Genomic DNA, 446 nt, shown 5'->3' with positions numbered 1-446 from the left:
GCGGCGATCACTGCAGTGAGTGCATCGCGCAGTGATCCGTGCCGCCCTACCGCTCCAGCGGTGCCCCGCACTGCGGTGTCGTCCTCATCGCCAGTCGTGTCGCGCACGCGGGCCGCACGCAATGCGGCAGCGATGGCGTTCTCCAAGCTTTCCTGGTTCATGCTCTTCATCCCTTCCTTCTTTCTTCATTTATCGTTTGGTTGGTTGATCGATCAGCGCTCGCGCAGGCTCTCGTTGCCCGCCTTCTGAATCGGGCTCAGCAGGTACTCGATGACCCGGCGCTGGCCCGTCTTGATTTCCGCGGTCAGGTTCATGCCCGGCGCGAGCTTGATGTCCTTGCCGTCCACGTTGATGAACGCTTGGTCGAGCTTGAGCAGCGCCGGGAAGATCGCTCCGCGCTTCTCGTCGTTGACGGCATCGCGCGTGACGGTCTCCACGTGCGCGGG

General features: G+C 63.2%; 1 pseudogene. It reads right to left on the bottom strand.

What is annotated here, in order from left to right:
• Positions 1 to 212: 212 nt before the first annotated feature.
• Positions 213 to 446, bottom strand: a pseudogene (locus tag K9U41_RS23235) (HlyD family type I secretion periplasmic adaptor subunit); the annotation flags it as partial.

The organism is Xanthobacter autotrophicus (genome assembly GCF_029991245.1).
Taxonomy (GTDB): Bacteria; Pseudomonadota; Alphaproteobacteria; order Rhizobiales; family Xanthobacteraceae; genus Xanthobacter; species Xanthobacter autotrophicus_C.
Note: the sequence above shows the minus strand (reverse complement) of the source record. Positions and strands in the feature narration are given on the sequence as shown.